The organism is Thauera butanivorans (assembly GCF_048398245.1).
Classification (GTDB): Bacteria; Pseudomonadota; Gammaproteobacteria; order Burkholderiales; family Rhodocyclaceae; genus Thauera; species Thauera butanivorans.
Genome location: NZ_CP183038.1, coordinates 4,216,968 through 4,243,496 on the forward strand (window position 1 = coordinate 4,216,968; position 26,529 = coordinate 4,243,496).

Here is a 26,529-nt window from a genome sequence, read left to right on the forward strand (position 1 = left end):
GGAACAGGGTTCTGCATTGTCCCGCAACTGAACGATGTATCCAGTGTTTCGATCAGGCCTTCAACACGCCGAAGCGCTTCAGCGTGCGCTCGCGCGCCGCCGCATGGTCGACGACCGGCGCGGGGTAGTCGACGCCGATCCGGGTGCGGCACGCATTCTGGTCGACGCCGCCCATGGTCCATGGCGCATGGATGAAGGCATCGGGCACGCGCGCCAGTTCCGGCAGGTAGCGGCGGATGAAGCGCCCCCCCGGGTCGAACTTCTGCGATTGCGTCACCGGATTGAAGATGCGGAAGTACGGCTGCGCGTCGCAGCCGGTCGACGCGGCCCACTGCCAGCCACCATTGTTGGCGGCGAGGTCGTAGTCGTTCAGGTGTACGGCGAAATGGCGCTCGCCCAGGCGCCAGTCGATGCCGAGGTCCTTGCTCAGGAAAGAGGCGACGATCATGCGCAGACGGTTGTGCATGTAGCCGGTCTGCGCCAGTTGCCGCATCGCGGCGTCGACGATCGGGTAGCCGGTGCGCGCCTCGGCCCAGGCGGCGAACAGCGCGGGCGCGTCGTCCCACGCCACGTCGTCGTATTCGGGCCGGAAGGCCCGCGCCACCACACGCGGGTGATGCCACAGGATCTGGTGGTAGAAATCGCGCCAGATCAGCTCGCCCAGCCAGGCTTGCGCCCCTTCACCGCCATGGCGCCAGGCGTGCGCGGCGAGCGGGCGGATCGACACGGTGCCGAAGCGCAGATGGACCGACAGGTAGCTGACGCCCTTGATCGCCGGAAAATCCCGCGCCTGCGCATAGCGTCCGATGCGCGCGGCGAAGTCCTCGAACAGCCTGCGCCCGCCGCTCATGCCCGTCGGCATCCGCAGCTCGGCAAGGCCGGCCGGCTCGAAACCGATGCCGGCGAGGCCAGGCAGCGCTTCGCCCGCGGGTTTGGGCGCCAGGCGGTGCGCATGGCGCTCCACCGGATAGGGCTTCACCTGGAAATCGTCGACCGCCTTCAGCCACGCGTTCCGGTACGGGGTGAACACGCTGAAAGGCTTGCCGGCCTGGGTCAGCACCTCGCCGCGCTCGAAGACCACCTGGTCCTTGAAGTCCTCGTAGCCGATGCCGGCCTCGGCCAGCCGCTGCGCCACCCGGCTGTCGCGCACGATCGCGTCCGGCTCATAGTCGCGATTGACGAAGACCTTGTCCACACCCAGCTCCACCGCGAGACGCGGGATCTCGTCCTCGGCGCATCCATGGCGCACGATGATGCCCGCGCCCTGTCCGCCGGCCGCGCGCGACATGGCGTCGAGCGCGGCATCCAGCTCGGCGAGGCTGGCATGGATGAACTCGACGCGACGGTCGCGGCGCGACGGCAAGGTGTCGAGGATGGCGGTATCGAACACGAAGGCGCAATGCACGCGGCCGGCGAAACGCAGCGCCCGATACAGCGCGGCGTGATCGAAGCTGCGCAGGTCGCGGCGAAACCAGACGAGGGCTGAATTCATCATTGCGATCCGGATGGACGGGAAGCGATTATCGGCTCACCCGGCCGTTTCTGCGATGCAGGCCCGCAGCAGAGCCGGAATCGCGGCCGGCATCCTTTCCTCGCCACACAAGAACGCGGGCGAAGTGCGTAAAATGGCAGGCATGGAAACCCCCACGGCCAACTTCACGCATCACTTCCTGATCGCCATGCCCCACATGGCCGATCCCCATTTCGCCCGCGCGCTGACCTACATCGCCGAGCACAACGAGCAGGGCGCGCTGGGCATCATCGTCAACCGCCCGATCGACATGACGCTGGCCACGCTGTTCGAACGCATCGAGGTGCCGCTCGAAGCCGAAGGCTTCGACACCCAGCCGGTGTATTTCGGCGGGCCGGTGCAGACCGATCGCGGCTTCGTGCTGCACCGGCCGCTCGGCGACTGGCACTCGACGCTGAAGGTCAGCGACGAGGTCGGCCTCACCAGCAGCCGTGACGTGCTGCAGGCCATCGGCGCCCAAGGCGAGCCGCGCGAAGTGCTGGTCACGCTCGGCTACGCCGGCTGGACACCCGGCCAGCTGGAACAGGAACTGATGGACAACGCCTGGCTGACGGTGCCGGCGGACATGTCGATCGTGTTCGAGCTGCCGCCCGAAGAACGCCTGGCTGCCGCGATGCAGAAGCTGGGTGTCGATTTCGCCAACCTCAGCGAGGTCGCGGGGCATGCCTGACGCGGCATCCGCCGCCCTGCCTTCCCTGCCCGCACGCGGCACCCTGCTCGGCTTCGATTTCGGCCTGGCACGCATCGGCGTGGCCAGCGGCGAACTCGAAACCGGCCAGGCCAGCGCGCTGGCCACGCTGCACGACGAATCCAACGAAGCCCGCTTCAAGGCCATCGCCAGGCTGATCGCCGAATGGCGGCCGGTGGCGCTGGTGGTCGGCATTCCCGTCCATCTCGACGGCAGCGAACACGAGCTTACCGCCCGTTGCCGCCGCTTCGCCAACCAGTTGCACGGCCGCTTCAACCTGCCGGTCTTCCCCGCCGACGAACGCCTGTCCTCGGTCGCCGCCGAGTCGGAACTCTGCCGCGCCGGCCTCGAGGGCTGGCGCGAACGCAAGGCGGTGCTCGACGCCGCCGCCGCCCGGATCATCCTGCAAACCTTCCTGGACGCCCATCGCCATGAACATTCTCGATGCTGAAGCCCTGTGCCGGCAGCTCGCCGAGCAGATCCGCCCCCACGTCACGCCGGCCACCGCGCTGGTCGGCATCTACACCGGCGGCCTGTGGCTGGCCGAACGCCTGCACAAGGAACTCGGCATCAACCCGCCGCTGGGCGCGATCGACGTTTCCTTCTACCGCGACGACTACGGCAGCAAGGGCCTGCACGCCAAACCGCAGCGCACCGAGATCCCGTTCAGCGTCGAGAGCGCGCACATCATCCTGGTCGATGACGTGCTCTACACCGGCCGCACCACCCGCGCCGCGCTGAACGGCCTGTTCGATTTCGGCCGCCCGGCCAGGATCGAGCTGGCGGTGCTGGTCGACCGCGGCAGCCGCGAACTGCCGATCGCCGCCCGCTACTGCGCCCACACCCTGCCCGACGCCCTGCCGCGCGACCAGAACCTGGAGCTGCAGCGCGACGAGGCCGGCAAGCTCACGCTGGAGCTGACCCAGCTCGCCTGATGCCCGAGCTGCCGTGACACGCTTCCGACAAAAACTCCCCATCGCCAATCGCTGATTCCGAGGCAAGCCCGATGCGCAACCCCCAGCTCAACAAGCACGGCGAACTTCAGCATCTGCTGACGCTCGACGGTCTCCCCCGCGACATCATCACCGCCATCCTCGACACCGCCGCGCCCTTCACCGAAGTGGCCGAGCGCGAGGTCAAGAAGCTGCCGCTGCTGCGCGGCAAGAGCGTGTTCAACCTGTTCTTCGAGAACTCGACGCGCACCCGCACCACCTTCGAGATCGCCGCCAAGCGCCTGTCGGCCGACGTGGTGAACCTGAACATCAACACCAGTTCGGCCTCGAAGGGCGAGAGCCTGCTCGACACCGTCGACAACCTGTGCGCGATGCAGGCCGACATGTTCGTCGTCCGCCACGCCGCCAGCGGCGCGCCGATGCTGATCGCCCAGCACCTGCAGGCCACCGGCCGCGACCACATCCATGTCGTCAATGCCGGCGACGGCCGCCATGCGCACCCGACGCAAGGCCTGCTGGACATGTACACCATCCGCCACTTCAAGCAGGATTTCGCCAACCTGACCGTGGCCATCGTCGGCGACGTGCTGCACTCGCGCGTCGCGCGCAGCCAGATCGCCGCGCTGACCACGCTCGGCGTGCCGGAAGTGCGCGTGATCGGCCCCAGGACCCTGCTGCCGACCGACGTCGAGAAGCTCGGCGTGCGCGTGTTCCACGACATGCGCGAAGGCCTGAAGGGCGTGGACGTGGTGATGATGCTGCGCCTGCAGAACGAACGCATGAACGGCGCCCTGCTGCCCACGCCGCAGGAATACTTCAAGGTCTGGGGCCTGACCGCCGACAAGCTGGCGCTGGCCAGGCCCGACGCCATCGTGCTGCACCCCGGGCCGATGAACCGCGGCGTCGAGATCGATTCGGCCGTGGCCGACGGCGCGCAGGCGGTGATCCTGCCCCAGGTCACTTTCGGCATCGCCGTGCGCATGGCGGTGATGAGCATGCTGGGCAGCCACTGAGCCCCGGACAGAACAGGCACAAGGATTCGCGAATGAACATCCTGATTTCCAACGGCCGCGTCGTCGATCCGGCCAGGCGCACCGACGCGGTGCAGAACGTCTATGTCGCCGGCGGCAAGATCGTCGCCCTCGGCACCGCCCCCGACGGCTTCGTCGCCGAACGCACCCTCGACGCCGGCGGGCTGGTCGTCGCCCCCGGCTTCATCGACCTCGCCGCGCGCCTGCGCGAGCCCGGCTTCGAATACCGCGCCACGCTCGAATCCGAGATGGAAGCGGCGATGGCCGGCGGCGTCACCAGCCTGGCGATCCCGCCCGACACCGACCCCGCGCTGGACGAGCCGGGTCTGGTCGAGATGCTGACCTACCGCGCCAAGAAGCTGAACCGCGCCCACATCTACCCGGTCGGCGCGCTCACGCTCGGCCTCAAGGGCGAGCGCCTGTCCGAGATGGCCGAACTGGTCGAGGCCGGCTGCGTCGCCTTCTCGCAGGCCAACGTGCCCATCGTCGACAACGGCGTGCTGATGCGCGCGATGCAGTACGCCGCCACCTTCGGCTTCCGCGTCTGGCTGCAGCCGCTGGCGCCCTTCCTCGCCCGCGGCGGCAACGCCCACGACGGCGAAGTCGCCACCCGCCTCGGTCTCGCCGGCATGCCGGTGGCGGCCGAGACGGTGGCGCTGTACACCTACCTCGAACTGGCCAAGATCACCGGTGCGCGCTTGCACATCACCCGCCTGTCGTCCGCCGCCGGGCTGGAACTGATCGAGCGCGCACGCGCCGAAGGCATGGACGTGACTTGCGACGTGTCGATCAACCATGTGCACCTGTGCGACATGGACATCGGCTACTTCGATTCCAACTGCCACCTGATCCCGCCGCTGCGCAGCCAGCGCGACCGCGAAGCGCTGTGCAGGGGACTGGCCGACGGCCGCATCGATGCGCTGTGCTCGGACCACACGCCGGTGGACGACGACGGCAAGCAGACGCCCTTCGCCGAATCCGAACCCGGTGCCACCGGCCTCGAACTGCTGCTGCCGCTGACGCTGAAATGGGCGGAGCGCGCCGGCCTGCCGCTGCTCGACGGCCTCGCCCGCATCACCTCGGATGCGGCGAAGATCATCGGCATCACCAAGGCCGGCCACCTGTCGCCGGGCGCGCGCGCCGACGTCTGCGTGTTCGACCCCGCCGCCCACGTCACCATCGCCCACGACACGCTGAAGAGCCAGGGCAAGAACACGCCCTTCCTCGGCATGGAACTGCCGGGCAAGGTGCGCTATACGCTGGTCGAAGGCCAGGTGATGTACGAGGGCTGAACGGGTAGGATGGGTAGAGCGAAGCGAAACCCATCATTCACGGCGGAGGCCTTCCCTGTTTTGATGGGTTTCGCCTGACGGCTCTACCCATCCTACCTATTTTCTGCAGCCCCATCCGCAGCGATACATGAGGAGTACGACATGGGCCTGGCTCTGCGCGACGATCAGACTTACACCTACGCCGATTACCTGACGTGGCCGGACGACGTTCGCTACGAATTGATCGATGGCGTCGCCTACGCGATGTCGCCAGCACCGCTGCGGGTGCATCAGGAATTCCTGCTGCAAATTGCAGGCCAGGCGCATAGTGCGCTGGACGGCAAACCCTGCCGCCCCTTCATCGCGCCCTTCGACGTGCGCCTGCCGCGCGGCGACGAGGCCGACCGCGATGTCGACACCGTGGTTCAGCCCGATCTCGTCGTGGTCTGCGACCGCGCCAAGCTCGACGAGCGCGGCTGCCGCGGCGCGCCGGACTGGGTGGTCGAAGTCCTGTCGCCCTCGACCGCCGGCCACGACCTCATCATCAAGCGCCAGCTGTACGAGCGCGCCGGCGTGCGCGAATACTGGCTGGTGCATCCGGTCGACCACGTCGTCACCGTCTATCGCCTTCAGGACGGCGCCTTCGGCGCACCCGACATCCACGAGTTGAAGGAAACGCTCGCCGTCGGCGTGCTGCCCGAAATCGTCATCGACTGGGAGCGCGTGCTGCGCAACGTGGGCTGAAGCCTGTTGCGGTTCAGCCGCCGAACAGCAGCGGCGCGAAGTTGCCGCGCATGCCTCCGAGCAGCATCAGCACGATCTGCAGCACCAGCAGCAGGATCAGCGGTGACAGATCGACGTTGGCGATCATCGGTACGATGCGGCGGAAGGGGCGCAGGAAAGGTTCCGCCAGCGCATGCAGCAGCGGCGCCAGCGGCGCATGCGGGCTGACCCATGACAGCACTGCCGAGCCGAGCACGACCGCGAACAGCAGATACACCATCATGCGGACCAGCTCGATCAGGCCCACGCCCCACAGGCCCAGCAGCACCGAACCCATGTTGCCGCTGAACACCGCGCCGCGCAGGCTCAGTTCGATGGCGACCAGCAGCACCTGCACGACCCAGGCCGGCAACAGGCTGGCCATGTCCAGCCCGAACAGGCCGGGCACGAAGCGGCGCAGCGGCCGCACCAGCCAGTCGGTGGTGGAAACGACGAACTGGCCGATCTGGTTGCGGAAGGAAATGCGCTGCCACTGCATGTAGAAGCGTGCCAGCAGCATCAGCGTCAGGAAGCCGCCGGCAGCGTCGATGACCAGCAGCAGGATGTTGGCGAGCATCGTGGATCAGTCCTTGCCGAGTTCGGCACCCAGTTCCTGTCCGCGCGCCCGCGCCGCGCCGACCGCCTTGACCAGCGCGCCGTGCCAGCCGGACTCGGCCAGGCTGTTCAGCGCCGCCGCGGTGGTGCCGCCCTTGGAAGTCACCTTCTCGCGCAGTACCGCGGGCGAATCCTCCGAACCGGCCGCCAGCCTGGCCGCGCCGAGCACGGTGTCGATCGCCAGCCGGCGCGCATCGGCCTCGTCGAAGCCGAGCGCACGCCCGGCGTCTTCCAGCGCCTCGATGAAATGGAACACATAGGCCGGGCCGCTGCCGGAAATCGCCGTCACCGCGTCCATCTGGTCTTCGGAGTCGGCCCACACCACGCTGCCGACCGCGGCCAGGATGCGCTCGGCAGCCTCGCGGCCGTCGGCATCGACGCTCGGATCGGCATACAGCCCGGTGACGCCGGCGCCGATCAGCGCCGGCGTGTTGGGCATGCAGCGCACCAGCCGGGAATACGGCTGGCCCGGCGCGCCCAGCCAGCGGCCGAGGTCGGCCAGGCGCAGGCCGGCAGCGACGCTGATGACGAGCTGGCCGTTCAGCTTGCCGGCGATCGGCGCCAGCGCGGCCTTCATCTGCTGCGGCTTCACCGCCAGCATCAGCACGTCGCAGTCCAGCGCGGTCGCATCGAAAGAGTCCACCGCGCGCAGGCCGAAACGTTCGGCCTGCCGCGCACGCGTCTCGGCACCGAGGTCGACGACCTGGATGCCTGCCGCGTCGAAGCCGCGCTCGATCATGCCGCCGATCAGGGCCGTCGCCATGTTGCCGCCGCCCAGGAAAGTGATCTTCATGCTGTCCTTCTCTCTGTGAATGCCGGGCCAGACGCCCGGCTGCCATGCAATGAATCCGCCCGCCGGCTCACGCCTGCGCCGCCGGCCGCGTGCGCTCGCCGAAAATCGCCGTGCCCACGCGCACCATCGTCGCACCTTCGGCCACCGCCGGCTCGACGTCGTGCGACATGCCCATCGACAAGGTGTCGAGCACCAGCCCTTCGTCCGCCAGTTCCGCCTTCAGCGCGCGCAGCAGCGCGAAGCGCGAGCGCAGCAAGGCTGCGTCGTCGGTCGGCTCGGGAATGCACATCAACCCGCGCAGCCGCAGGCGCGGCAGCGCGGCCACCGCCTTGGCCAGCGCCGCGGCCTCGTCCGGCGCGACGCCGCTCTTGCTGTCCTCGCCGCTGACATTGACCTGGATGCAGACGTTCAGCGGCGGCAGATGCACGTCGCGCTGCGCCGACAGGCGCTCGGCGATCTTCAGCCGGTCGATGCTGTGCACCCAGTCGAAGGCATTTGCCACCGACCGCGTCTTGTTGCTCTGCAGCGGGCCGATGAAATGCCATTCGAGCGGCCCGTCCAGCCCCTCCTTCGGCATCGACCCGCGCAGCGCCTCGACCTTGGCGACGCCTTCCTGCACGTAGTTCTCGCCGAAGGCGCGCTGGCCCGCGGCGGCGGCTTCGCGCACCGCGTCGGCCGGCCAGGTCTTGCTGACGGCGAGCAGCCGGACCGAAGCCGGATCGCGCCCGGCCGCCTTCGCCGCCGCTGCAACGCGGGCCTGCACGGCCCGCAGGCGCTGCTCGATTGTCGTCATGTCCGTGGTCTACTTCCTCTGGCTGAAGCGGCGAAAAGTATAACATTCCGCACCGATCGATCTTTTTGGGCGCCGCCCTCCCAGGAAACACGATGGACATCACCGAACTGCTCGCCTTCGCCGTCAAGAACAAGGCTTCCGACCTGCACCTTTCGGCCGGCCTGCCGCCGATGATCCGCGTCCATGGCGACGTGCGCCGCATCAACCTGCCGCCGATGGAGCACAAGGACGTGCACGCCATGGTGTACGACATCATGAACGACGGCCAGCGCAAGCAGTTCGAGGAAACCTGGGAGTGCGACTTCTCCTTCGCCGTGCCCAACCTCGCCCGCTTCCGCGTCAACGCCTTCAACCAGAACCGCGGCGCCGGCGCGGTGTTCCGGGCCATTCCGTCCAAGGTGCTGACGCTCGAGGAGCTGAACTGCCCGAAGATCTTCAAGGAGATCGCCGACACCCCGCGCGGCATCGTGCTGGTCACCGGCCCCACCGGCTCGGGCAAGTCGACCACGCTGGCGGCGATGATCGACTACATCAACGAGAACGAGTACGGCCACATCCTGACCGTCGAGGACCCGATCGAATTCGTGCATGAATCCAAGCGCTGCCTGATCAACCAGCGCGAGGTGCACCGCGACACGATGTCCTTCAACAACGCCCTGCGCGCCTCGCTGCGCGAAGACCCGGACGTGATCCTGGTGGGCGAAATGCGCGACCTCGAAACCATCCGCCTGGCGCTGACCGCGGCCGAGACCGGCCACCTGGTGTTCGGCACCCTGCACACCTCGTCGGCGGCCAAGACCATCGACCGTATCGTCGACGTCTTCCCCGCGGCCGAGAAGGACATGGTGCGCTCGATGCTGTCCGAATCGCTGCGCGCGGTGATCTCGCAGACCCTGCTCAAGACCAAGGACGGCCAGGGCCGCGTCGCCGCGCACGAGATCATGATCGGCACCCCGGCGATCCGCAACCTGATCCGCGAGAACAAGATCGCGCAGATGTACTCGTCGATCCAGACCGGCCAGAACGTCGGCATGCAGACGCTGGACCAGTGCCTGGCCGACCTGGTGCGGCGCAACATCGTATCGCCGGTCGAAGCGCGCCTGCGCGCCCAGAACAAGGACAGCATCGCCGGCTGAACGCAGGCTGCCATCCCGCCTTCACGCCTCCCGCCCCCCAAACCTCGCACCAGACTCCGCAGGAGACCACGCCCCGATGGAACGCGACCAGGCACTCAAGTTCATGCACGACCTGCTGCGGCTGATGCTGCAGAAGAACGGTTCCGACCTGTTCCTCACCGTCGGCTTCCCGCCGGCGATCAAGATCGACGGCCGCATCACGCCGCAATCCAACCAGGCGATGCAGCCCCAGCACACCGCCGAACTCGCGCGCGCGATCATGAACGACCGCCAGGCGGCCGAATTCGAGGCCACCAAGGAATGCAACTTCGGTATCTCGCCGGCTGGCATCGGCCGCTTCCGCGCCAACGCCTTCGTGCAGCAGGGCAGGGTCGGGCTGGTGCTGCGCACCATCCCGCAGCGCATTCCCAGCCTGGAAGAACTGGGCATGCCCGCGGTACTGAACGACGTGGCGATGAGCAAGCGCGGCCTGGTGGTGTTCGTCGGCGGCACCGGCACCGGCAAGACGACTTCGCTCGCCGCCATGGTCGATTACCGCAACGAGAACAGCTACGGCCACATCATCACGGTCGAGGATCCGATCGAATTCGTGCACCCGCACAAGAGCTGCATCGTCACCCAGCGCGAGATCGGCATCGACTCCGACTCATGGGAAACCGCACTGAAGAACACCTTGCGCCAGGCGCCGGACGTCATCCTGATGGGCGAGATCCGCGACCGCGAGACCATGGACTACGCCATCGCCTTCGCCGAGACCGGCCACCTGTGCCTGGCCACGCTGCACGCCAACAGCGCCAACCAGGCGATCGACCGCATCATCAACTTCTTCCCCGAAGAGCGCCGCCAGCAACTGCTGATGGACCTGTCGCTGAACCTGCGCGCGATGATCTCGCAGCGGCTGCTGCCGCTGAAGGAACGCAAGGGCCGCGTGCCGGCGGTGGAAGTGATGCTGAACTCGCCGCTGATCGCCGACCTGATCTTCAAGGGCAACATCCCCGAGATCAAGGAGATCATGAAGCGTTCGCGCGAAATCGGCATGCAGACTTTCGACCAGGCGCTGTTCGACCTCTACGAGGCCGGCAGGATCACTTACGAAGACGCGCTGCGCAACGCCGACTCCATCAACGACCTGCGCCTGCAGATCAAGCTCCACAGCAAGCTCGGCGAACAGCCGAGCGGCAGCGGCCTGCAGGACCTCGGCCTGGTCTGAGGCTCAGCCACCCTGCTCCGGCGCGCGGTCCTTGCGCCGGTTGCTGCCGGCGACCATGCGGTACTCGTACAGCCGGCACTCCAGCGCACCGTTGAACAAAGGCGTGCGCTTGCTGGCCTTCAGGCCGATCAGCTTCGGCATCGCCGGATCGGCGCTGAAGAAATGGCAGCGCCAGCCGCCCCAGCGCTGCTTGAGCGCATCGCCCAGGCGCGGGTAGAAGGCGGCCAGTTCCTCGGCCTCGCCGATGCGCACGCCATAAGGCGGGTTCGCCACCATCACGCCTTCGGGCGCGGGCGGCGTGCGCTCCAGCAGGTCGGCGCGGTCCAGCGTCACGCACTTCGCCAGCCCGCCCGCATCCAGATTCACCCGCGTGCGCCGCGCCCACTCGCCGACGATGTCCGAACCGAAGATCGGCAGCGCGCGCGGCGCCTGTCGCCTCGATTCGGCGGCACGGCGCACCGCCGCCCAGCCGGCACGGTCGTGGTGGCGGAACTTCTCGAAGCCGAAGCCGCGCCCCAGCCCCGGCGCGATGTCGAGCGCCATCATCGCCGCCTCGATCAGGAAAGTGCCGCTGCCGCACATCGGATCGAGCAACACTTCGCCCGGCGTCCAGCCGGACAGGCGCAGGATGCCGGCGGCCAGGTTCTCCTTCAGCGGCGCCTCGACCGCGGCGGGCTTGAAGCCGCGCTTGTACAGCGGCTCGCCCGAAGTATCGACGTACAGCGTCGCCGTGTCCTCGGTCAGGAAGAGATGGATGCGCACCGCCGGATTCGCCGTATCGACGCTCGGTCGCCGGCCGCTGACGGTGCGAAAGTGGTCGCACACCGCGTCCTTGACCCGCAGCGTGATGAACTCCAGGCTCTTCAGCGGCGACTTGCGCGCCGTGACGTAGATGCGGATCGTGTCGTCGGCGGTGAACCACTTCGCCCAGGTCACGCTGTAGGCGAGCTTGTAGATGTCGATCTCGGCCCGGTAGCGGCCCTGCGCCACCCGCCACAGCACGCGCGTGGCGAGCCGGCTTTCCAGGTTGGCGCGATGGCAGGCCGCCCAGTCGCCCTGCCAGGCCACCCCGCCATGCACCGTCTGCACGCCTTTCGCGCCGAACGATTGCAGTTCGTCGGCGAGCAGGGCTTCGAGGCCTCGCGGACAGGGTGAAAAGAAGGCTTCGGCCATTGCGGGCTCCGGGCAGAGAGGGGACCGCATTGTACCGCCCGCCGCGAGCCCGCCGGACGGAATGCCTCATGTCCGGCGCCGCGAACGCCGCATGGGCGGGAAATATGCATTTCGGTGTTTTCCGTGCATCTCGGCCCCCGCGTGAGGCTATTATTCAAAATGTAAGCAAAACGCCGGGCGACAGCGACCATCGCATCGTCCACTGTCGCGAGGACCGCCATGGACATCAGACCTCTGCAGCAATCGCCTGCCCCGCGGACAGCCCGGATGTCATCCTTGCTGCTCGGCCTCGCCCTGCTCGGCCACTGCGCAGCCGCCCAGGCACGGCAGGATTTCGACTACATCGTCCAGCCCGGCGACAACCCGTGGAACATCACCACGCGTTATCTCAAGCACATCAACTATTGGCCGCGGATCCAGGATTACAACCAGATCCTCCAGCCGACCAGGATCCCGCCCGGCACCCGGCTGCGCATGCCGTTCGCGTGGATGCGGGCCGAAGCCGTGCCGGCGCGCGTGCTCGACGTGCTCGGCACCGTCGAGCACGACAGCGGTGGCCGGACAGGCCCCCTCTCGCCCGGCATGACACTCTCCGCCGGCGCCCTGATCCGCACCGGCCATGACGGCAGCGTGACGCTGCAGCTCCCGGACGGCAGCCGCAGCCTGATCGAAGCCAACTCCGAACTTCAGATCCGCACGCTGCATCGCCTGCAGGCTTCGGACGGGCAACTGGTCGGCATCGCACTGAAGCACGGCCGCATCGACAACAGCGTGCAGTCCGTCCGGCACAATGGCGGCCGCTACACCATCGAGACACCCGCTGCGGTGGCCGCCGTCCGCGGCACCGAATTCCGTGTCGCGGCGCTGGCCGACGGCATGCTGGCGGAAACGCTCAGCGGCGAGGTCTCGCTGCGCAACCATCGCGGCGAAACCCGCCTCGGCACCGCCACGGGCGCATATGCAGCCGCAGGCAAGGCGCCCGGGCAGGCCGTCCGCCTGCTGCCTGCGCCGGGCTTGGAAGCCGTGCCCGGCGTCATCGACCGCCTGCCCTTCCGCCTGCCGATCGAAGCCGTCGCAGGTGCGGTGCAGTACCGCACCCAGATCTCTCCGCAGCAGAACTTCACCGCGCTCGCTTCGGACCTCGTCGGCGACGAGGCCGCGCTGCTCGGCGGTGCCGCGCTGGCCGATGGCCGCTACCACGTGCGCGTGCGCGCGATCGACAGCCGCGGCCTGGAGGGCTTGAGCGCCGAGCGCGAGATCGTCGTCGATGCGCGCCCGGAACCGCCCTTCCCCAGCCAGCCTGCAGCAGGCGGCTTCGCCGTGGAAGAAAACGTCACCTTCCGCTGGGCTCGCGTCCCCGATGCCCGGGCCTACCATTTCCAGCTCGCCACCGACAGCGGCTTCGGTACGCCGGTCGTCGCGCACGAAGGACTCGACGGCACCGAACTCGTTCTCGACCACGGCCTGCCCGCCGGCGATTACTTCTGGCGCATTGCCGTCAGCACGGCGGCCGAAGGCCGCGGGCCGTGGTCCGACCCCCAGCCCTTCCGGCGCCCGCCAGCCGGCCCCTCCGCCACAGAGGCCGAAGTGGACGGCGACACGCTCCGGCTGCACTGGCGCGCTGGCGGCGAGGGCGACCGCTACCAGGTCCAGCTCAGCCGCAAAGCCGATTTCAACTCGCCCGAGCACGAATTCGACACCACCACCCCCGAAATCGCCCTCCACCAGCCCGAAGCGGGAACCTGGCATGTGCGCATCCGCATCCAGGAACCAGGCAGCCCGCCCGGCCCCTGGGGCCGGCCGCAACAGATCGACGTGCCGCACAGCCGCTGGCAGGCGCTTTTCCTGCTGCTGCCGGTGATTCTCGCCCTATGATCTCCATCACTTCTCCATCCACGGGAAGCGCGCCTCCGCCCGGGGAAAGCGAAGGCGGGGCGCCGCCATGGCTCCAGCTCGATGGATGGCATCGCATGCGCATGATCCCGAACCTCTCAACCGGGGCCGAAGGAGGCTAGCCCAGTGAGCCGCAGCCACCTGGCCGAGGCCTCCGGACGCCATCTGCCATGGGCAGCGGCAGCCATGCTTGCCTGCGTCCTGTCGCTGCTTTCCTGGCAGCCGGCGCAGCGCCTCGACCTGCTCGCCTACGACACGCTCGAACCGCTGTTCCGCGGCAAGGCCCGCACACAGGATGCGGTCGTGATCGCGATCGACGACGCCGCGCTCGACGCGCTCGGACGCTGGCCCTGGAGCCGTGCCGTGCATGCACGGCTGATCGATCGGCTCAGCGCCGCCGGCGTATCCGCCATCGGCATGCCGATCCTGTTTGCCGAGCCCTCCGCCGACGACGGGCAACTGGCCGCAGCGATTGCCGCCTCCGGCCGCGTGGTCCTGCCGGTCGCGCCGCGCCAAGCCGGCGATGCCGGCGGCGTGGCCGATCTGCTGCCCACCGCCGAACTCGGCAGCGCCGCGGCCATGCTCGGCCATGTCGATGTGGAACTCGACGCCGATGCCCTGGTGCGCCGTACCTACAGCCGCGCCGGCAGCGGCACGCCGCGCTGGGAAGCGCTTGCCCTGGCGACGCTACACCTGTCCAGCCCGGCCGGCCACGCCGCCGCCGTCGGGCAGCAGGCACAGAGCGGCGTGCGGGTCCGCAGCACCGCCTCCAGTCCGCTGTGGGTACGCGAAGGCGAGCTCCTGCTTCCCTATCCAGGCCCGGACACCCGGCCGCCCCGCATTTCGTATCACAGCCTGCTCGAACGCCCTGAACTGGCCGAACAGCTGCGCGGCAAGGCCGTGTTCGTCGGCCCCACGGCCAACGGCCTCGACGCCAGCCTGCCCACCCCCGACTCCCGCCACAGCCAGCCGATGGCAGCGGTCGAATTCCATGCCCGCGCTTACGACGCCCTGCACGGCGGCCTGGTCTATCGCAGCGCGGGCAGCAGCGCCACCCTGAGCTTCGCCCTGGCCTTGCTGGCGCTTGCCGTCGTCGTCCACGCCCGCATCCAGTCGCCTGTCATCGCCGCCGCCGCAGTGGCCAGCCTCGCGCTGCTTCCGCTCGCCGCCAGCGGCATGACGCTCAATGCCTGGCAGCTGTGGGTTCCGCCCACCCCGGCGCTGGCCAGCCTGCTGTCCGGCAGCCTGCTGTGGTTCGGGCTGTACCTGCAACGCACTCGCGGCAGGCTGCGCCACGTCCAGCAGGACGCCGACGCCACGCTGCGTTCGATCGCCGACGCGGTATTCACCATCGACGAAAGCACCCGCGTCACGCTGACCAACCCGGTCGCGGAGCGCCTGACCGGGCTGAACCGCGACGAAGCACAGGGCAGCCTGGTCGGCGACCTGGTCCGGGAACATACCGGCCAGACCCCGCAGATCGTCGGCGCCGTACTCGCCTGCCTGCAGAACCGGCAGACGATACGCCTGCCGGAGCCGATCGACTGGCAGGGCCCCGACGGCAGCCACTATGCCCTCAAGCTCACCGCGACCCCGGTCGGCGGTGCCGGCGGCGGCGCAGTGCTGGCGCTCAACGACGTCACCGACGCCATCGCCGCCACCATCCGGCTGCAGCACGAGGCCACCCACGATCTGCTGACCCGGCTGCCCAACCGCGCCCTGCTGCTCGACCGCCTGCGCCTGGCGCTGGCCAACGCGCAGCGCCACAACAGCATGCTGGCGCTGCTGTTCGTCGATCTCGACCGTTTCAAGCGCATCAACGACAGCCTGGGACACGATGCCGGAGACGCGGTGCTGCGGGACGTGGCCGCCCGCCTGCAGGCTTCGGTGCGGGCCGGCGACACCATCGCGCGCTGGGGCGGCGATGAATTCATCATCCTGCTCGACAAGCTGGAGGACCGCAACGCGGTGATCGCCGTGGCGCTCAAGGTGCTCGAAATCCTCGATCGCGAATTCGAAGCCGACGGCAACACCGGCCTGCTGCTGTCATGCAGCATCGGCATCAGCGTCGGACCCGAGGACAGCCCGAATGCCGAAACCCTGCTGTCGATGGCCGACAAGGCCATGTACCGGGGCAAGATCGAAGGCGGCAGCCGCTACACCTTCTACTCGCCGGAGATGAACACCTGGTCGCGCGACCGCCTGGACATGGAAACCGCGCTGCATCATGGTCTGGCCAACCAGGAGTTCGAACTGTTCTACCAGCCGCAGATCGAGATCGCCAGCGGCCGCCTGGCCGGCCTCGAATCGCTGATCCGCTGGCAACGCCCGGGCAAGGGGCGGGTGATGCCGGACGAGTTCATCACCGCCGCGGAAGAATCGGGCATCATCCGCGGCATCGGCGAATGGGCGATCCATGCCGCGATGAGACAGACCGCGCACTGGAACCGCGAAGGACTGCTCACGGTGCCGCTCGCGGTCAACGTATCGGCACGCCAGTTCTCCGACATGGCCATCGTCGACACCATCCGCGAAGGCCTCGCCGACAGCGGGCTCGCGCCGTCGATGCTGAAGGTGGAACTGACCGAATCGACCGCGATGCGCAATCCCGGCTACGCCGCCGAGCTGCTGCACAGCATCCACAACCTGGGCGTCAGCATCGCGGTGGACGATTTCGGCACCGGTTACTCCTCGCTGTCGCTGCTCAAGCGCTTTCCGGTATCGGAGCTGAAGATCGACAGGAGCTTCGTCGGCGACGTCAGCGACCACGACGCCGCCGCCATCGTGCGCGGCACCATCGCACTGGCCCACGGCCTCGGCATGACCGTGGTGGCCGAAGGCGTCGAGACCCAGGCGCAGCTGCGCTTTCTCGCCGACCACGGCTGCGACGTCGTGCAAGGCTACCTGTTCGCCCAGCCCCTGCCGCCGGACGAGATACGCAACTGGCTCAGCGGCCCGCCGCCGCATGCGCTGCACGCCATCAGCCTGCTCGGCAACAAGTGAGCACCCGCGGCGCGGCCTCGCCCTCCTTGCCGGCGAGCCGCTACAATCGGCAGCCTGCCCCGGCACCTCATCACCAGCACGATGTCCCCACCCGCTCCGCGTCCCGCCGACCGCCGCATCACCGGCCTGCTGCTCGCCGGCGGCCAGGGCAGCCGCATGGGCGGCGTCGACAAAGGGCTGGTCGAACTGGCCGGCCGGCCGATGGCGGCACATGTGCTCGAACGCCTGGCGCCGCAGGTCGACGAACTGATCGTCAATGCCAACCGCAACCTCGACGCCTGGCGGGCCTTCGGCCACCCGGTGTTCAGCGATGACATCGGCGGCTTCGGCGGCCCGCTGGCCGGCCTGCATGCCGCGCTGCTGCACGCCCGCCACCCGCTGGTGGCCACCGTGCCCTGCGACTCGCCCTTCCTGCCGGCCGATCTCGTCGACCGCCTGGCCGGCGCACTGCACTCGGCCGGCGCCCAGCTCGCCGTCGCGCGCACTTTCGACCGGCTGCAGCCGGTGTTCTGCCTGTGCCGCCGCGAACTCGCCGGCCCGCTCGCCGACTACCTTCACGGCGGCGGGCGCGGCGTCGCCCGCTGGCACGACACGCTGGACGTGGTAGAAGTGTCCTTCGACGACGAAGCCGCTGCCTTCCGCAACATCAACACCCCCATCGAACTCGCGGAAGCCGGCCGCAGCGTGAGCCTCGACGGCACCCCGGCCATCACCGGCATTCAGCAAAGGAACCCGACATGAAGCAGTACGACTACATCGCAATCGGCGGCGGCAGCGGCGGCGTCGCCAGCGCGCGGCGCGCGGCGGAATACGGCGCCCGCGTGCTGCTGGTCGAAGCCGCGCGCCTCGGCGGCACCTGCGTCAACGTGGGCTGCGTGCCCAAGAAAGTGATGTGGTACGCGTCGAACATCGCCCAGACCCTGCGCGACGCCTCCGGCTATGGTTTCGACGCACCGGCACGCCGCTTCGACTGGAACACGCTGAAGGCCCGCCGCGACGCCTACATCGCCCGCCTCAACGGCATCTACGCCAACATGCTGGACACGGCCGGCGTCGACGTCGTCGAAGGCTTCGCCCGTTTCGTCGACGCCCATACCATCGAAGTCGACGGCCAGCGCTACAGCGCGCCGCACATCGTCATCGCCACCGGCGGCCGCCCGGCAGTGCCGGACATCGCAGGCGCCGAACTCGGCATCGACTCGGATGGCTTCTTCGCCCTCGACCGGCAGCCGCGCCGCGTCGCCGTCGTCGGCGCCGGCTACATCGCGGTGGAACTGGCCGGCGTGTTCAACGGCCTCGGCACCCAGGTCGACATGCTGGTGCGCGGTCCTCACCTGCTGCGCCCCTTCGACGCCATGCTGCGCGACGAACTGGCCGAACAGATGCAGGCCAGCGGCGTGCGCCTGAACTTCGGCGTCCAGCCCGAGGCCGTCAGCCGCCAGGCCGACGGCAGCCTGCGCATAGCCTGCGGCGACGGCAAGGTCTTCGAGGCCGACGCCCTGGTGTGGGCCACCGGCCGCCGCCCCAACACCGACCGCCTGAATCTCGCCGCCGCCGGCCTCGCCGCCGACGACAAGGGCGTCATCCACACCGACGCCTTCCAGAACACCACCGCACCCGGCATCTACGCCATCGGCGACATCACCGGCCAAGCCGAGCTCACGCCGGTCGCCATCGCCGCCGGGCGCAAGCTGGCCGCGCGCCTGTTCCTGAACCAGCCCGACAGCCGGCTCGACTACGACTGCATCCCCACGGTCATCTTCAGCCACCCGCCGATCGGCACCGTCGGCCTCACCGAGGACGAAGCCCGCAAGCGCTTCGCCGAGGTCAAGGTCTACACCACCCGCTTCACCGCCATGTACCACGCGCTGACCGAACACCGCCCCAGGACGGCGATGAAACTGGTGTGCGAAGGCGCCGACGAACGCATCGTCGGCCTGCATGCCATCGGCGACGGCGCCGACGAAATGCTGCAAGGCTTTGCCGTCGCCGTCCGCATGGGCGCACGCAAGGCCGATTTCGATCGCACCATCGCCATCCACCCGACCAGCGCCGAAGAGCTCGTCACGCTGCGCTAGGAGCGCCGGAACCATGCCGATGAGCTACGAACAGCACCTGGACGAAGTCGCCACCCTGCTCTACGAACGCTACGAGCAAAGCGAAGACGCCGCGATCAAGCTGGTCATGGCCGCCCAGGAGGACGATTTCTTCAGCGGCCACGACGACGATCCGTCGATCTGTACCCAGGAACGCGCCGAGGCCGACGCCCGCGCGGTTTACCGCAAATACGGCCAGCCGCGCCCGGCGGCCCCGGCTGGCACGCAGGGGACGCCAGGGCGGCGGCCGAAAAGAAGATGACGCATCAGGGCAAGCCGCCGCCTGCATCCTGCAACCGCCGGACGACATGATCGCGGCCGACTTGCCGCACAGCCTTGCAAGCGCTTCCGCCTACTTCAGATCGGCCAGCGAAGCACCAAAGTTGATGTGGAAAGGCTGGCCGTCGATGACCAAGGCCGGAACCGACTGGACGCCGAAGCCCTCTGCTTCGGCAATGCGGGATTTCTGCTCGCCCAGATGCACGACCTCGACGTCGTAGCGCGCGGGGTCGAGCGCAGCGGCAACCTGCTGCTCCGCGGAAATGCAGATCGGGCAACCGGCATGGAAGAACAAAGCCTTGCTCATGATGACGCTCCTTGGGTTTCTGGATGTAATGGATGCAAACATGCATCGACTCGATGCATTTAAAGCATAGGCATCGTACACCCGCTGGTCAAGCAATGCTTCGAGGCGATACATTATTGCCATGACCACCGCCACCCTTTACCTCGAACGCCTGGGCGCGCTGCTCCAGCAATCCTTGCGCGAAGACGCCGCGCGCCACGGCCTGCTGCCGATCCACCTCCAGGTGCTGCAATACCTGGCGCAGGCCAACCGCTACAGCGACCTGCCGATCGCCATCGCCGACTATTTCGGCATCACCCGCGGCACCGTGTCGCAGACCCTGGCCGTGCTCGAGCGCAAGGCGCTGGTCGTCAAGCAGGCCGACGCCCGCCACGGCAAGCGCATCCACCTGAAGCTGACGCCCGCCGGCATGGCGGTGCTGCAAAACAGTTGGGCCGAGCGCGTGCAAGGCGCACTCGACATGCACGCCGACGGCGCCGCGCTCGCCGACACCCTGCGCAGCCTCCTCGTCGCGCTGCAGCGCCTCAACGGCCAACACGCCTTCGGCATCTGCCGGCAATGCGCCCACTTCCGCACCGACGGCGACACCACGCACTGCGGCCTGACCGGCGAAGCGCTGGCCATCGAGCAGACCGGGAAAATATGCCGGGAATGGGCAACGCCCGCCTGAGGGATGGCCGCTCCGAGAACCAGGCCATACGCCTGCCAGTGGGCATGGCTTACGGCGGCGTGCGCGAACTGGAGATTCGCCGTGAAGGCGATGTGATCACCTTGCGCCCCACTCGCCCGAGATGGGAATCCCTGGCCTTGCTGGCCAAGACCGACGCGGATTTCCTCCAGGAGCGGACGGCGGCGGTGGATGATGAAGGCCGGTTCGAGTTGTGAAGACCTACATGCTCGACACGAACATCTGTTCGTTCATCCTGCGGAGATGCCCGCATCGGTTCTGCAGCGCCTGGCAGCCAGCGGCCGGCATCGCAGACGCCCCCTGGCGGCGACCTCGATCTGCCATCGAACGCCTGCTTTCAAGCTAGAATGAAAGCATCAATTCTGTACAGCCATCATCATGACCATCACTGCACGGGACATCGTTTCGCTGACCACCGCCCGCGCCCAGTTGTCGGAGCTGGCGGATCAGGTCAAGGCAGGCGCGGAGAAGATCATCACCAAGAATGGTGAGAGCTATGTCGCACTGATCGATGCGCAACGCCTGGACCACTACCATCGGCTCGAACGCGCGCACATCCACATGCTGCTGATCGACGATGCCGCAAGTGGCTTGCGAGATGTCGCCGAGGGCCGCAGCCGGGACGCCCGCGCGGCAATCGCCGATTTCAAGGCACGCCGCGCCAAGGAATGAGCAGGATTGCTTCTGTCCTCCTCACCCGAAGCTTCGAGCTTCATCTCGAAGCCATCGAACGCTTTCTGGACGAGACTGATGCGTCCGGGCATTTCGATGCACTCCTCGATACCCTGCACGACGTGGTGATCCCGAACCTCGAGCGCCACCCGGACATGGGCCGCGATTTCCTCGTCCGCCCTGTGCAATCAGTCGAAGCGGCCTCACAACTCGAACGGCTCGTCTCCCAACTCGAAATGCTGGACCCCACGGGCAGCCTGCGGGAATACGTGACGGCACGGCATCTGGTGCTGTATGCGCACATCGGCGATACCGTGCATCTGCTCGCCATCCGTCACCATCGCCAGTTATCGTTCGATTTCGAATCACTGGGCATGTGAAGCAGCCAAGGAAACCACCGATGACTTCCGCTCTCGAATTCCACTCCGTCAGCAAGACTTTCCATTCGCGCGGCAAGACCGTGCAGGCGCTGCGCGACGTCAGCTTCGACGTCACCGAAGGCGAAGTCTTCGGCTTCGTCGGCCCCAACGGTGCAGGCAAATCGACCACGATCAAGGTGATGCTCGACGTCATCAACGACTACGAAGGCGAGGTAAGGCTGTACGGCGTGTCGGCACGCGAGGCGGCCTCGCGCAAGGGCATCGCCTACGTACCGGAATCGCCCGCGCTGTACGAGCAGTTCACGCCGATGGAGATCCTGCGCATGGCGCTGGACATGTACGACATCCGCCGCCCGGACGCCGAGGTCTGGTGCATGCAGTGGCTGGAGCGCTTCTCGGTGGCGCAGAACGCCCGGCGCCGCATCCGCGAACTGTCGAAAGGCAACGCGCAGCGCGTGGCGCTGGCCCATGCGCTGGTCGTCAGCCCGCGCCTGCTGGTGCTGGACGAGCCGCTGTCGGGCCTGGACCCGGTGGGGCGCAAGGACGTGGTGGACATCCTGGCCGACTACAAGCGCGAAGGCGGCGCGATCTTCTTCACCTCGCACGTGCTGCACGACGTCGAGCGCATCGCCGACCGCTTCGGCTTCATCCACCAGGGCGAACTGCTGACCACCCGCTCGCCGCGCGACCTGGTCAGCGAGCGCGCCGACCGTTTCATCGTCCGCTATCAGGCCAACGCGCCGCTCGATGGCGAGCATGCAGCGATCCGTGAAGGCGAGTACGAACAGGAGATGGACGAATCCGCCCTGCCCGGCTTCCTCGCCCGGCTGCAGACGGCCGGCGGCCGGCTGGTGACGGTCAAGCCGGCGGTCTCGCTGGAGACGGTGTTCTTCAAGATCCTGGAAGAACGGCAGCCGGCCTGAACAGCGAAGCCGGCAGTGCGGGCCTAAGCGCCCTCCACCCCCTCGAACACCTCGGCCGCCGGGCAGCGGAAATCGACGCTGGCCAGTTCCAGTTCTTCATCCGCTGCGAACGGATACAGCACCCAGTGCCCGGTAGCGTCGCGGCGGAAGACCTCGACACGGCGCTGCTCGACCGAAACCAGCACGTATTCCTGCAGCGACTCCAGCGTGCGGTAGGCGGCGAACTTGTCGCCGCGGTCGTAGGCTTCGGTGGTCGGCGACAGCACCTCGACGACCAGCACCGGATGGCGCTTGACGTGGCTTGCCCCGGGCTGGCGGTCGCGCGGGTCGCAGGTGACGAGGATGTCGGGGTAGTAGAAGCTGTTGGCGGCGTCGACGCGGACCTTCATGCCGGAGATGAAGACCTTGCAGGGCTTGCCGCGCAGATGGGCATGCAAGCCCACGAACAGGTTGCCTGCCGACGTGCCGTGCGCATCGGAGGCGCCGCTCATGGCAAACACTTCGCCGTCCACGTATTCGCTGCGGAAGGGCTGTTCGCTTTCCCAGGCCAGGTAATCGTCTGGCCCGAACGGAATCTTGGGCTCGGGCAGGCTCATGGTTTTCCTCGCTGCACTTCAGGGAACACCTCAGGGTTTCACGCCGTCGAGCATAGCCACCCGGCACGGGTGCCGCAATCTCGCGGGCCGGCCGGATTCCGCCATGCGCTCGTTCAGAACGGCTTGAGCACGACGAGGAAGACCACGACGAAGAGAACGACCACCGGAATCTCGTTGAACACACGGAACCACACGTGGCTGCGGGTATTGCGGCCCTCGGCGAAGGCGCGCAGCAGGCGGCCGCAGTAGAGGTGGTAGCCGATCAGGAAAACGACGAGCAGGGTCTTGGCATGCAGCCAGCCGCCGGCGAAGCCGTAGCCGAACCACAGCCAGAAGCCCAGCACCACGGCGAGGATGCCCAACGGCGTCATGAAGCGGTAGAGCTTCATCTCCATCATCGCCAGGCGCTCGCGGGTGGCGGCGTCCTCGACCATGGCGTGATTGACGAACAGGCGCGGCAGGTAGAACAGGCCGGCGAACCAGCTCACGACGAAGATGATGTGCAAGGCCTTGATGGTCAGCATGTCGATGAAATCTCGATGATGGAAAAAAAGAGGAAGACGGAGGCAGCGGCTCAGCGCCGGCCCGGCAGGGCGCGCAGTCCATCCGCCACCGTCGGGTAGCGCAGCGCCGTACGCAATTCCCGCTTGATGCGGCGGTTGTCGAGCCGGCGCGATTCGCCCATGAAGGACAGCGTCAGCGGCGACAGCCGCTGGACGATCTGTTCGCGCGGCAGCCGCGGCGGACGCGGCAGCGCCAGCGCGTCGGCCACCGCATCGAAATACTCGCCCATCTTCAGGCCGGAATCGTCGCTGGCGTTATACACGCGGCCTGCACCGGCACGGAACATCGCCATACAGGCCAGCCTGGCGAGATCGTCTGCGTGGATGTGATTGGTGAAGACGTCGTCTTCCGCAGCGAGCACCGGGTCGCCGCGCCGCAGGCGTTCGAGCGGCAGGCGGTCCGCGGCGTAGATGCCGGGCGCCCGCAGCACGCTGACGCGCACGCCGCTGCGGCGCCCGAAGCGGCGCAGCCGGCACTCGGCATCGACTCGCCGCAATGCCCGCGCGGTGCTGGCGCGGCAGGGCCGCGTCTCGTCGACGAAAGCGCCGCCGCAGTCGCCGTAAACCCCTGTCGTACTTATGTATACGAGGCCCTGTGGTAGACTCCGGCCCGCGCCGGACGCGGCCAGGAAGCGCGTCATCCGGGTGTCCGTGGCCCCCTGCGCAGGCGGCGGGGCGAAGTACAATACGACATCGGCAAGCCCGGCCAGCCTGGTCAGGCTCCTGCGGTCGTCGAGATCGGCCCGTACCGGCACCGCGCCCGCAATCCGCAGCGCGTCGGCCGCATCGGCATGGCGTACGAGGGCGAGAACACGAAAGCGCTGCGTCAACCACGGCAGGCAGCGGGCGGCGACATCGCCACTGCCGACGATCAGGACTCTTTTCATCCCGTCATTATCACACGCACCATGAGCTACCGGATTTCCCTCCAGCCTGGCGATCATTCGTTCGACGCCGCCGACGGCCAGACCGTCCTCGAAGCAGCACACGATGCCGGCCTGCTGCTGCCGCACAGTTGCCGCGACGGCGCCTGCGGCGCCTGCAAGGGCAGGATCGTGCAGGGCTCGGTGGATTACGGCAAATACTCCGCCGGCGCGCTGAGCGCCGCCGACCAGGCCGAGGGCTATGCGCTGTTCTGCTGTGCGAAGCCGCTTTCCGACCTGGTGCTGGAAGCGCGCAACGTCACCCGTGCCGGCGACATCCCGGTCCGGAAGCTGCCCAGCCGCGTGCAGAAGCTGCAGCGGCTGGCCGACGACGTGATGCTGCTCGACCTCAAGCTGCCGGCGAGCGAGACCTTCCGTTTCAAGGCCGGCCAGTACATCGACATCCTGCTCGCCGACGGCCAGCGCCGCAGTTTCTCGATCGCCAATGCGCCGCACGACGCCAGCCATATCGAATTGCACGTGCGCCGCATCGATGGCGGCCGCTTCACCTCCCACGTCTTCGAGGGCATGAAGGAAAAGGACATCCTGCGCATCGAGGGCCCGCTGGGCAGTTTCTGGCTGCGCGAGGATTCGCAGCGCCCGATCGTCATGGTCGCCGGCGGCACCGGCTTCGCGCCGATCAAGAGCATCGTCGAACATGCGGTCGAGACCGGCCTGCAGCGCCCTGTCACGCTGTACTGGGGTTCGCGCGACCGCGCCGGTCTGTACCTGGACGAACTGGCGCGCGGCTGGGAAAGCCGCCTGCCGAACCTGCGCTACATCCCGGTGCTGTCGGACGAAAAGCCCGGCGACGCTTGGGACGGCCGCCGCGGCCTGGTGCACCAGGCCGTGCTGGACGACTTCGCCGACCTGTCGGGCCACGAGGTCTACGCCTGTGGCGCGCCGGCGATGATCGATGCGGCACGCGCCAGCTTCCATACGGAACGCGGCCTGCCCGAGGGCGCCTTCTTCGCCGATGCCTTCACCTTCGCCAGCCCGGCAAACTGACCCGCCCACCGGAGCCGCAATGAGCCAGACCGTCCTGCTGACCCGCGAACCCGTGGTCAACAAGCGCCACGCCATCACCGCGAACCGCATCATCGCCCACGGCCCGAACGTCGCTGCGGTGGTCGAGGTGCTGAACGCACGGACGGCGGCTTGGCCGGCTCATCACGCCGTCTTCGTCAGCCTCGGCCGCCTGGTGCCGACACCCGAACTGCTGAACTGGCAGATGCCGGACAACGCCTCGATCGAGATTCCCGCCCAGACCCTGGGCCATCCGCAAACGCAGGCGCTGATGGCCCAGTTGCAGGAAGCCGGCCGGCCGATGAACCTGACCTGGTATACGCCCGGCACGGCGCTGCCGGCCGGCATCGACTGGCGCTTCGTGCTGATGGATGCGCGCCGCGTCTCCTCGCCGGCCGGCGCGCCCGGCCTCAAGCTGGCCTGGGGCCTGGCCGAAGCCGGCGGCTTCCGCCCGGCGATCGGCGCCGGCTTCGACGGCGCATCGGGCTGGTTCTTCCTGCACGGCCACCCGCCCGCCAAGGAGTTGTCGCCCAGCCACGCCCAGATCATTCGTCTGCTCAACCTGGTGCGCAACAATGGCGAAGTCCGCGACATCGAGGTGGTGCTGAAGCAGGACGTCGCGCTGTCCTACAAGTTGCTGCGCTACATCAACTCGGCCGGCTTCGGCCTGATGTGCGAGATCCAGTCCTTCCGCCACGCGGTCAGCATCCTCGGCTACACCGCACTCAACAAATGGCTTTCGCTGCTGCTCGTCACCGCCAGCCGCGATCCGAGCGCGCCGGCGATGATACAGACTGCGATCGCCCGCGGCCGCTTCATGGAAGAGATCGGCGCCGACTACTTCGATGCCGCCGAACGTGACAACCTCTTCATCACCGGCGCGTTCTCGCTGCTGCCGCTGCTGCTCGGCACTTCGATGCAATCGGTGCTCGACGAAATGAACCTGCCCGCCGGCATCACCGATGCCCTGGTGCATGGCGAGGGCGAATTCGCCCCCTTCCTGCGGCTGGCGCAACAATGCGAGAGCTTCGACGGCAGCGGTCTGACCAAGGCAGTCGACGACCTTCACCTGCCCTGCGAGCGCGTCAACCACGCCTTGCTGACCGGCCTCGGCTTCGCCGACAGCCTGCAGGCCTGAGAAGGCTGACGCCAATTGCAAACTCGGTCACATGCGGAACCGGCACGGCCCGCTAAAATCCCCCCAAGCCACCCCGACCCGCGCGC

General features: G+C 67.9%; 28 protein-coding genes and 1 pseudogene. 20 read left to right on the forward strand and 9 right to left on the reverse strand.

Features of this window, described 5'->3' with window-relative positions; genetic code table 11:
* Window positions 1–52: 52 nt before the first annotated feature.
* The gene (locus tag ACNQFN_RS20410; protein WP_068635360.1) at window positions 53–1,492 is read right to left on the reverse strand and encodes a cryptochrome/photolyase family protein; all 1,440 of its coding nucleotides are present in this window, start codon (window positions 1,490–1,492) and stop codon (window positions 53–55) included.
* Window positions 1,493–1,625: 133 nt separating this feature from the next.
* Between ACNQFN_RS20410 and ACNQFN_RS20415 the strand changes: the two genes are divergently transcribed.
* The 6 genes from ACNQFN_RS20415 (at window position 1,626) to ACNQFN_RS20440 (ending at window position 6,218) form a co-directional block, all read left to right on the forward strand.
* Window positions 1,626–2,201 carry a YqgE/AlgH family protein gene (locus tag ACNQFN_RS20415; protein WP_068635359.1) on the forward strand — a complete coding sequence of 192 codons (576 nt, stop codon included), beginning with the start codon at window positions 1,626–1,628 and terminating at the stop codon, window positions 2,199–2,201.
* On the forward strand, window positions 2,194–2,670 hold the full coding sequence (ruvX, locus tag ACNQFN_RS20420; protein ID WP_068635328.1) for a Holliday junction resolvase RuvX: 477 nt from the start codon (window positions 2,194–2,196) through the stop codon (window positions 2,668–2,670). Before ACNQFN_RS20415 ends, ruvX begins: the two co-directional genes overlap by 8 nt.
* Window positions 2,651–3,154: a bifunctional pyr operon transcriptional regulator/uracil phosphoribosyltransferase PyrR gene (gene pyrR / locus ACNQFN_RS20425; RefSeq protein WP_068635327.1), complete on the forward strand. Its 504-nt coding sequence runs from the start codon at window positions 2,651–2,653 to the stop codon at window positions 3,152–3,154. The genes ruvX and pyrR overlap by 20 nt, the downstream gene beginning before the upstream one ends.
* Window positions 3,155–3,225: 71 nt before the next feature.
* The gene (locus ACNQFN_RS20430; RefSeq protein WP_068635326.1) at window positions 3,226–4,185 is read left to right on the forward strand and encodes an aspartate carbamoyltransferase catalytic subunit; all 960 of its coding nucleotides are present in this window, start codon (window positions 3,226–3,228) and stop codon (window positions 4,183–4,185) included.
* Window positions 4,186–4,217: 32 nt separating this feature from the next.
* Window positions 4,218–5,495: a dihydroorotase gene (locus tag ACNQFN_RS20435; RefSeq protein ID WP_068635325.1), complete on the forward strand. Its 1,278-nt coding sequence runs from the start codon at window positions 4,218–4,220 to the stop codon at window positions 5,493–5,495.
* Between the two features lie 141 nt (window positions 5,496–5,636).
* Window positions 5,637–6,218, forward strand: a complete 582-nt coding sequence (locus tag ACNQFN_RS20440; RefSeq protein ID WP_068635324.1) for a Uma2 family endonuclease — start codon at window positions 5,637–5,639, stop codon at window positions 6,216–6,218.
* A gap of 13 nt (window positions 6,219–6,231) precedes the next feature.
* Here ACNQFN_RS20440 and ACNQFN_RS20445 read toward each other — a convergent pair whose 3' ends face one another.
* The 3 genes from ACNQFN_RS20445 to ACNQFN_RS20455 form a co-directional block, all read right to left on the reverse strand.
* Complete coding sequence (locus ACNQFN_RS20445; protein WP_068635323.1) at window positions 6,232–6,813, reverse strand: YggT family protein; 582 nt, start codon at window positions 6,811–6,813, stop codon at window positions 6,232–6,234.
* A gap of 6 nt (window positions 6,814–6,819) precedes the next feature.
* Entirely contained in the window at window positions 6,820–7,644 is an 825-nt protein-coding gene (gene proC, locus ACNQFN_RS20450) for a pyrroline-5-carboxylate reductase (RefSeq protein WP_068635322.1), read from the reverse strand.
* Window positions 7,645–7,711: 67 nt separating this feature from the next.
* Entirely contained in the window at window positions 7,712–8,437 is a 726-nt protein-coding gene (locus tag ACNQFN_RS20455) for a YggS family pyridoxal phosphate-dependent enzyme (protein ID WP_418647411.1), read from the reverse strand.
* 92 nt (window positions 8,438–8,529) lie between these two features.
* On the opposite strand from ACNQFN_RS20455, the gene ACNQFN_RS20460 reads away from it, so the two are divergent.
* Together ACNQFN_RS20460 and ACNQFN_RS20465 are read left to right on the forward strand one after the other, a co-directional pair.
* The gene (locus ACNQFN_RS20460; RefSeq protein ID WP_068635320.1) at window positions 8,530–9,573 is read left to right on the forward strand and encodes a type IV pilus twitching motility protein PilT; all 1,044 of its coding nucleotides are present in this window, start codon (window positions 8,530–8,532) and stop codon (window positions 9,571–9,573) included.
* Window positions 9,574–9,649: 76 nt separating this feature from the next.
* The gene (locus ACNQFN_RS20465) at window positions 9,650–10,783 is read left to right on the forward strand and encodes a PilT/PilU family type 4a pilus ATPase (RefSeq protein WP_068635319.1); all 1,134 of its coding nucleotides are present in this window, start codon (window positions 9,650–9,652) and stop codon (window positions 10,781–10,783) included.
* 3 nt (window positions 10,784–10,786) lie between these two features.
* On the opposite strand, the gene ACNQFN_RS20470 is transcribed toward ACNQFN_RS20465, so the two are convergent.
* Window positions 10,787–11,956: a THUMP domain-containing class I SAM-dependent RNA methyltransferase gene (locus ACNQFN_RS20470; protein ID WP_418647412.1), complete on the reverse strand. Its 1,170-nt coding sequence runs from the start codon at window positions 11,954–11,956 to the stop codon at window positions 10,787–10,789.
* A gap of 267 nt (window positions 11,957–12,223) precedes the next feature.
* Between ACNQFN_RS20470 and ACNQFN_RS20475 the strand changes: the two genes are divergently transcribed.
* The 5 genes and pseudogenes from ACNQFN_RS20475 to ACNQFN_RS20495 form a co-directional block, all read left to right on the forward strand.
* Window positions 12,224–13,831 (forward strand): FecR domain-containing protein, encoded by a 1,608-nt coding sequence (locus ACNQFN_RS20475; RefSeq protein ID WP_418647413.1) that lies wholly within the window; start codon window positions 12,224–12,226, stop codon window positions 13,829–13,831.
* A gap of 144 nt (window positions 13,832–13,975) precedes the next feature.
* Window positions 13,976–16,852, forward strand: a complete 2,877-nt coding sequence (locus tag ACNQFN_RS20480; protein ID WP_245650845.1) for an EAL domain-containing protein — start codon at window positions 13,976–13,978, stop codon at window positions 16,850–16,852.
* Between the two features lie 81 nt (window positions 16,853–16,933).
* Window positions 16,934–17,593 carry a molybdenum cofactor guanylyltransferase MobA gene (mobA, locus tag ACNQFN_RS20485; RefSeq protein ID WP_068635316.1) on the forward strand — a complete coding sequence of 220 codons (660 nt, stop codon included), beginning with the start codon at window positions 16,934–16,936 and terminating at the stop codon, window positions 17,591–17,593.
* Window positions 17,590–18,930, forward strand: a complete 1,341-nt coding sequence (gene gorA / locus ACNQFN_RS20490) for a glutathione-disulfide reductase (RefSeq protein ID WP_068635315.1) — start codon at window positions 17,590–17,592, stop codon at window positions 18,928–18,930. The genes mobA and gorA overlap by 4 nt, the downstream gene beginning before the upstream one ends.
* 13 nt (window positions 18,931–18,943) lie before the next feature.
* Window positions 18,944–19,147, forward strand: a pseudogene (locus ACNQFN_RS20495) (hypothetical protein); the annotation flags it as partial.
* A gap of 153 nt (window positions 19,148–19,300) precedes the next feature.
* Here ACNQFN_RS20495 and ACNQFN_RS20500 read toward each other — a convergent pair.
* Window positions 19,301–19,534 (reverse strand): thioredoxin family protein, encoded by a 234-nt coding sequence (locus tag ACNQFN_RS20500; protein WP_068635313.1) that lies wholly within the window; start codon window positions 19,532–19,534, stop codon window positions 19,301–19,303.
* Between the two features lie 121 nt (window positions 19,535–19,655).
* On the opposite strand from ACNQFN_RS20500, the gene ACNQFN_RS20505 reads away from it, so the two are divergent.
* The 5 genes from ACNQFN_RS20505 to ACNQFN_RS20525 all read left to right on the forward strand — a co-directional run bounded on the left by ACNQFN_RS20505 (window position 19,656) and on the right by ACNQFN_RS20525 (window position 22,197).
* Window positions 19,656–20,204, forward strand: a complete 549-nt coding sequence (locus tag ACNQFN_RS20505) for a MarR family winged helix-turn-helix transcriptional regulator (protein ID WP_418647414.1) — start codon at window positions 19,656–19,658, stop codon at window positions 20,202–20,204.
* A complete protein-coding gene (gene vapB / locus ACNQFN_RS20510; RefSeq protein ID WP_068635311.1) occupies window positions 20,186–20,419 on the forward strand; it encodes a type II toxin-antitoxin system VapB family antitoxin in 234 nt (77 codons plus the stop codon). The genes ACNQFN_RS20505 and vapB overlap by 19 nt, the downstream gene beginning before the upstream one ends.
* A gap of 181 nt (window positions 20,420–20,600) precedes the next feature.
* Window positions 20,601–20,894, forward strand: a complete 294-nt coding sequence (locus ACNQFN_RS20515) for a type II toxin-antitoxin system Phd/YefM family antitoxin (RefSeq protein ID WP_068635310.1) — start codon at window positions 20,601–20,603, stop codon at window positions 20,892–20,894.
* Window positions 20,891–21,274, forward strand: coding sequence for a type II toxin-antitoxin system RelE/ParE family toxin (locus tag ACNQFN_RS20520; RefSeq protein ID WP_068635309.1), 384 nt, complete (start codon window positions 20,891–20,893; stop codon window positions 21,272–21,274). Before ACNQFN_RS20515 ends, ACNQFN_RS20520 begins: the two co-directional genes overlap by 4 nt.
* A 20-nt stretch (window positions 21,275–21,294) precedes the next feature.
* Window positions 21,295–22,197 (forward strand): ABC transporter ATP-binding protein, encoded by a 903-nt coding sequence (locus tag ACNQFN_RS20525; RefSeq protein ID WP_418647415.1) that lies wholly within the window; start codon window positions 21,295–21,297, stop codon window positions 22,195–22,197.
* Window positions 22,198–22,220: 23 nt separating this feature from the next.
* On the opposite strand, the gene ACNQFN_RS20530 is transcribed toward ACNQFN_RS20525, so the two are convergent.
* From ACNQFN_RS20530 to ACNQFN_RS20540, 3 genes are all read right to left on the reverse strand, one after another.
* Window positions 22,221–22,793, reverse strand: coding sequence for a Uma2 family endonuclease (locus ACNQFN_RS20530; RefSeq protein WP_418647416.1), 573 nt, complete (start codon window positions 22,791–22,793; stop codon window positions 22,221–22,223).
* 113 nt (window positions 22,794–22,906) lie between these two features.
* Entirely contained in the window at window positions 22,907–23,317 is a 411-nt protein-coding gene (locus tag ACNQFN_RS20535; protein WP_068635306.1) for a CopD family protein, read from the reverse strand.
* 50 nt (window positions 23,318–23,367) lie between these two features.
* Window positions 23,368–24,243 carry an NAD(P)H-binding protein gene (locus ACNQFN_RS20540; RefSeq protein ID WP_418647417.1) on the reverse strand — a complete coding sequence of 292 codons (876 nt, stop codon included), beginning with the start codon at window positions 24,241–24,243 and terminating at the stop codon, window positions 23,368–23,370.
* A 21-nt stretch (window positions 24,244–24,264) separates the two neighbouring features.
* Between ACNQFN_RS20540 and ACNQFN_RS20545 the strand changes: the two genes are divergently transcribed.
* Both ACNQFN_RS20545 and ACNQFN_RS20550 read left to right on the forward strand, forming a co-directional pair.
* Entirely contained in the window at window positions 24,265–25,287 is a 1,023-nt protein-coding gene (locus ACNQFN_RS20545; protein ID WP_068635304.1) for a CDP-6-deoxy-delta-3,4-glucoseen reductase, read from the forward strand.
* 19 nt (window positions 25,288–25,306) lie between these two features.
* Entirely contained in the window at window positions 25,307–26,443 is a 1,137-nt protein-coding gene (locus ACNQFN_RS20550) for an EAL and HDOD domain-containing protein (protein ID WP_068635303.1), read from the forward strand.
* Window positions 26,444–26,529: the final 86 nt, after the last annotated feature.

What these genes read in the sequence shown, in the direction of transcription:
- ACNQFN_RS20410 (WP_068635360.1), bottom strand. Translation starts at nt 1,492, where the DNA reads ATGAATTCAGCCCTCGTCTGGTTTCGCCGCGACCTGCGCAGCTTCGAT.
- ACNQFN_RS20415 (WP_068635359.1), top strand. Translation starts at nt 1,626, where the DNA reads ATGGCAGGCATGGAAACCCCCACGGCCAACTTCACGCATCACTTCCTG.
- ruvX (WP_068635328.1), top strand. Translation starts at nt 2,194, where the DNA reads ATGCCTGACGCGGCATCCGCCGCCCTGCCTTCCCTGCCCGCACGCGGC.
- pyrR (WP_068635327.1), top strand. Translation starts at nt 2,651, where the DNA reads ATGAACATTCTCGATGCTGAAGCCCTGTGCCGGCAGCTCGCCGAGCAG.
- ACNQFN_RS20430 (WP_068635326.1), top strand. Translation starts at nt 3,226, where the DNA reads ATGCGCAACCCCCAGCTCAACAAGCACGGCGAACTTCAGCATCTGCTG.
- ACNQFN_RS20435 (WP_068635325.1), top strand. Translation starts at nt 4,218, where the DNA reads ATGAACATCCTGATTTCCAACGGCCGCGTCGTCGATCCGGCCAGGCGC.
- ACNQFN_RS20440 (WP_068635324.1), top strand. Translation starts at nt 5,637, where the DNA reads ATGGGCCTGGCTCTGCGCGACGATCAGACTTACACCTACGCCGATTAC.
- ACNQFN_RS20445 (WP_068635323.1), bottom strand. Translation starts at nt 6,813, where the DNA reads ATGCTCGCCAACATCCTGCTGCTGGTCATCGACGCTGCCGGCGGCTTC.
- proC (WP_068635322.1), bottom strand. Translation starts at nt 7,644, where the DNA reads ATGAAGATCACTTTCCTGGGCGGCGGCAACATGGCGACGGCCCTGATC.
- ACNQFN_RS20455 (WP_418647411.1), bottom strand. Translation starts at nt 8,437, where the DNA reads ATGACGACAATCGAGCAGCGCCTGCGGGCCGTGCAGGCCCGCGTTGCA.
- ACNQFN_RS20460 (WP_068635320.1), top strand. Translation starts at nt 8,530, where the DNA reads ATGGACATCACCGAACTGCTCGCCTTCGCCGTCAAGAACAAGGCTTCC.
- ACNQFN_RS20465 (WP_068635319.1), top strand. Translation starts at nt 9,650, where the DNA reads ATGGAACGCGACCAGGCACTCAAGTTCATGCACGACCTGCTGCGGCTG.
- ACNQFN_RS20470 (WP_418647412.1), bottom strand. Translation starts at nt 11,956, where the DNA reads ATGGCCGAAGCCTTCTTTTCACCCTGTCCGCGAGGCCTCGAAGCCCTG.
- ACNQFN_RS20475 (WP_418647413.1), top strand. Translation starts at nt 12,224, where the DNA reads ATGTCATCCTTGCTGCTCGGCCTCGCCCTGCTCGGCCACTGCGCAGCC.
- mobA (WP_068635316.1), top strand. Translation starts at nt 16,934, where the DNA reads ATGTCCCCACCCGCTCCGCGTCCCGCCGACCGCCGCATCACCGGCCTG.
- gorA (WP_068635315.1), top strand. Translation starts at nt 17,590, where the DNA reads ATGAAGCAGTACGACTACATCGCAATCGGCGGCGGCAGCGGCGGCGTC.
- ACNQFN_RS20500 (WP_068635313.1), bottom strand. Translation starts at nt 19,534, where the DNA reads ATGAGCAAGGCTTTGTTCTTCCATGCCGGTTGCCCGATCTGCATTTCC.
- ACNQFN_RS20505 (WP_418647414.1), top strand. Translation starts at nt 19,656, where the DNA reads ATGACCACCGCCACCCTTTACCTCGAACGCCTGGGCGCGCTGCTCCAG.
- vapB (WP_068635311.1), top strand. Translation starts at nt 20,186, where the DNA reads ATGGGCAACGCCCGCCTGAGGGATGGCCGCTCCGAGAACCAGGCCATA.
- ACNQFN_RS20515 (WP_068635310.1), top strand. Translation starts at nt 20,601, where the DNA reads ATGACCATCACTGCACGGGACATCGTTTCGCTGACCACCGCCCGCGCC.
- ACNQFN_RS20520 (WP_068635309.1), top strand. Translation starts at nt 20,891, where the DNA reads ATGAGCAGGATTGCTTCTGTCCTCCTCACCCGAAGCTTCGAGCTTCAT.
- ACNQFN_RS20525 (WP_418647415.1), top strand. Translation starts at nt 21,295, where the DNA reads ATGACTTCCGCTCTCGAATTCCACTCCGTCAGCAAGACTTTCCATTCG.
- ACNQFN_RS20530 (WP_418647416.1), bottom strand. Translation starts at nt 22,793, where the DNA reads ATGAGCCTGCCCGAGCCCAAGATTCCGTTCGGGCCAGACGATTACCTG.
- ACNQFN_RS20535 (WP_068635306.1), bottom strand. Translation starts at nt 23,317, where the DNA reads ATGCTGACCATCAAGGCCTTGCACATCATCTTCGTCGTGAGCTGGTTC.
- ACNQFN_RS20540 (WP_418647417.1), bottom strand. Translation starts at nt 24,243, where the DNA reads ATGAAAAGAGTCCTGATCGTCGGCAGTGGCGATGTCGCCGCCCGCTGC.
- ACNQFN_RS20545 (WP_068635304.1), top strand. Translation starts at nt 24,265, where the DNA reads ATGAGCTACCGGATTTCCCTCCAGCCTGGCGATCATTCGTTCGACGCC.
- ACNQFN_RS20550 (WP_068635303.1), top strand. Translation starts at nt 25,307, where the DNA reads ATGAGCCAGACCGTCCTGCTGACCCGCGAACCCGTGGTCAACAAGCGC.